The following is a 2,941-nucleotide window of genomic DNA, read 5'->3' as shown; positions in this document are numbered from 1 at the left end:
GCGCGGCCTGCCAGCCGGCGAACCCGCCGTCGAGCACCCGGACCCGACCGGGCGCGACGCCGGCCCAGCGCAGCAGCCACCAGGCGCGCGCGGCGACCGAGCCGTCGAGGTCGTCGTAGGCGACGACGAGCTGGTCGCCGGCCTCGTCCCGGATCCCGGCCCGGCGCAGGACCTCCTGCAGCGCAGCGGGTTCCGGCAACGGGTGGCGCCCGCCGGGGCCGGGGCGCGCGGGGCCCGCGGACAGCTCGGTGTCGAGGTCGACGAACACCGCACCGGGGACCCGGTGGGCCCCGTGGTCCGCGCGGCCGGGCGGGCCGGCCAGACGCCACCGGACATCGAGCACCACGGGCCGCACGGTGCCGGCGGCCGGGGCGGGCCCCAGCAGGCCGGCGAGTTCCGAAGGGGGGATCATGGATCCGGACACGGCGCCCATCCTGCCCCGGACGGGCTCGCCGTGCGCGGGAGCCGCGCTGGGTAGACTGGACGTCGAACGAAGGGGCCCCACGTGAACGACCTCATCGACACCACGGAGATGTACCTCCGCACCATCTACGAACTCGAGGAGGAAGGCGTCGTCCCGCTGCGCGCGCGGATCGCCGAACGCCTCGGACAGAGCGGGCCGACCGTCAGCCAGACGGTGGCCCGTATGGAACGCGACGGACTCGTCGTCGTGGCCGGGGACCGCCACCTCGAGCTGACCGACGAGGGCCGCGGCCGCGCCGTCGCCGTCATGCGCAAGCACCGCCTCGCCGAGCGGCTGCTGATCGACGTGATCGGGCTCGAGTGGGAGCTCGTCCACGCCGAGGCGTGCCGCTGGGAGCACGTGATGAGCGAGGACGTCGAGCGCAAGCTGCTCCGCCTGCTCGACAAGCCGACCGTGTCGCCCTACGGCAACCCGATCCCGGGTCTGGAGGAGCTGGAGCGCGGGGACGACGCGTCGACGTCGTCGTCGGTGCCGCCCACGCTCGAGGTCGGCCTGCAGCGGCTCGACGAGCTGGCCCGCCGCGGTGGCGGTCGCGTCGAGATCCGGCGGATCGCCGAGCACGTGCAGCTGGACTCCGACCTGATGGGCGAGCTGAAGCTCGCGGGGATCGTGCCCGGCAACGTGATCGACGTCGGCCCGATCTCCCGCTTCGGCGACCCGGTGCCGGTGAGCTCGGACGACGAGAAGTCGACCGTCGCTCCGCCGGTCGCGCACGCCGTGCTCGTCCGCGCCGTCTGAGGAGGATCCGCACACGTGAAGCTGCTCGTCACCGGCGGCGCGGGCTACGTGGGCAGCGTGTGCGCCGCACACCTGCTCGACGCCGGCCACGAGGTCGTCGTGCTCGACGACCTGTCCACCGGCCACCGCGACGCCGTGCCCGCGGGCGCGGAGTTCGTCGAGGGTGAGCTCGGTACCCGCGCCGGGGAGGTCCTGGGCCGCGGCGGGTTCGACGGCGTGCTGCACTACGCCGCCCGCTCGCTGGTCGGGGAGTCCGTCGAGAAGCCCGAGAAGTACTGGGACGGCAATGTCGTGGCCTCGTTCCGGCTGCTCGAGGCGGTCCGGGAGCACGCGGTACCGCGGCTGGTGTTCTCCTCCACCGCCGCCACCTACGGCGAGCCGGAGCAGGTCCCGATCCCGGAGACCGCGCCGACCCGGCCGACCAACCCCTACGGGGCGAGCAAGCTCGCGATCGACCACATGATCACCTCCTACGCGACGGCGCACGGCCTGGCCGCGACGAGCCTGCGGTACTTCAACGTGGCCGGGGCGCACCTGTCCGGTGACACCCCGCTCGGGGAGCGGCACGCGGTCGAGACCCACCTGATCCCGCTGGTCCTGCAGGTCGCCGCGGGCACCCGCGAGTCGATCTCGGTCTACGGCGACGACTGGCCCACCCCCGACGGCTCCTGCGTGCGTGACTACATCCACGTCGACGACCTCGCCGAGGCCCACCTGCTCGCGCTGACCCACGCCGTCGCGGGGCGGCACGACATCTACAACCTCGGCAGCGGTCACGGGTTCTCCGTGCTCGAGGTGGTCGAGGCCTGCCGCACGGTGACCGGGCACCCGATCCCGGCCGTCGTCGCGCCGCGCCGAGCCGGTGACCCCGCGGTGCTGGTGGCCTCGAGCGAGCAGGCCGCGCAGCAGCTTGGCTGGAAGCCGTCGCGGACCGCGATCGCCGAGATCGTCGGCGACGCCTGGGAGTTCGCCCGGTCCCGCTGAACCTGCGCGGCCCGGGGCCGGCTCACCGGGCGGCCGTCTCGTCGGGAGCGTCCGGGTCGAGCATCGCGGTGAGCAGCCGCCGCAGCCCGCCCGGGCCCGCCCACCGTGCGGCGGGTGAGCGCGGGTCGCGGGTGCCGTGCAGGCTCGCCGCCACCACCCCGGCGAGGACGTGGTCGGGCCGTTCGGCCAGCGCCCGCTCCGTCGCCCCGGTCGCGAGCGCACCGTCGCCGCGCAGCAGGGCGCACACCGCGAGCAGGGCCAGCGGGTGCGCCCGCTGCGGTGACGGCAGGGCCGCGACCAGCACCGCCCACAGCTGCTCGGCGTCCGCCGCGCGGCGACCCAGGCAGCGGCGCAGCGCCTCGTCGCGCACGTCGCCGACGTCGAGGGCGCCGCACAGGGCCAGCGCCAGCCGGTCGTCGACGACGAGCCGGCTCGCCGCGGCCTCGTCCAGGCAGGCGTCGAGCAGGGCGGTGCCGGTCGCGACACACACCCGGGCCGGTGCGGCGCCGGTGTCGCGCAACCGGGCCCGGCGGCGACGGATGGCGGCGTCGGAGTCGAGCGGGGCGAGCACCGCGTCGCGGTCGGGCAGGACGGCCCGGCCGTCGCGGACCGCGGCCGTGACCCCGAGCGTGGTCGACGCGGCATCGGGCAGCAGCCCGCCGCAGGTGCAGGGCAGGTCGAAGCAGCCCCACCGGTCCCCCGCCCGGGTACCGGTCGCCCAGAGGGCCGCGATCG

At 75.8% G+C, this 2,941-nt stretch carries 4 protein-coding genes; 2 read left to right on the top strand and 2 right to left on the bottom strand.

Annotation, left to right across the window (positions count from 1 at the left end):
* Nucleotides 1-412: sulfurtransferase (locus NH602_RS29775; protein ID WP_253069553.1), on the bottom strand; the 412-nt coding region annotated here is incomplete at its 3' end.
* Between the two features lie 93 nt (nt 413-505).
* On the opposite strand from NH602_RS29775, the gene NH602_RS29770 reads away from it, so the two are divergent.
* Complete coding sequence (locus tag NH602_RS29770; protein ID WP_073574187.1) at nt 506-1,222, top strand: metal-dependent transcriptional regulator; 717 nt, start codon at nt 506-508, stop codon at nt 1,220-1,222.
* A 15-nt stretch (nt 1,223-1,237) separates the two neighbouring features.
* Nucleotides 1,238-2,206 carry a UDP-glucose 4-epimerase GalE gene (galE, locus tag NH602_RS29765; protein WP_073574188.1) on the top strand — a complete coding sequence of 323 codons (969 nt, stop codon included), beginning with the start codon at nt 1,238-1,240 and terminating at the stop codon, nt 2,204-2,206.
* Nucleotides 2,207-2,228: 22 nt separating this feature from the next.
* On the opposite strand, the gene NH602_RS29760 is transcribed toward galE, so the two are convergent.
* A partial coding sequence (locus NH602_RS29760) for a DUF4192 family protein (RefSeq protein WP_253069552.1) occupies nt 2,229-2,941 on the bottom strand: 713 nt, incomplete at its 5' end.

This window comes from Pseudonocardia sp. McavD-2-B, assembly GCF_024124365.1.
GTDB lineage: Bacteria > Actinomycetota > Actinomycetes > Mycobacteriales > Pseudonocardiaceae > Pseudonocardia > Pseudonocardia alni.
Note: the sequence above shows the minus strand (reverse complement) of the source record. Positions and strands in the feature narration are given on the sequence as shown.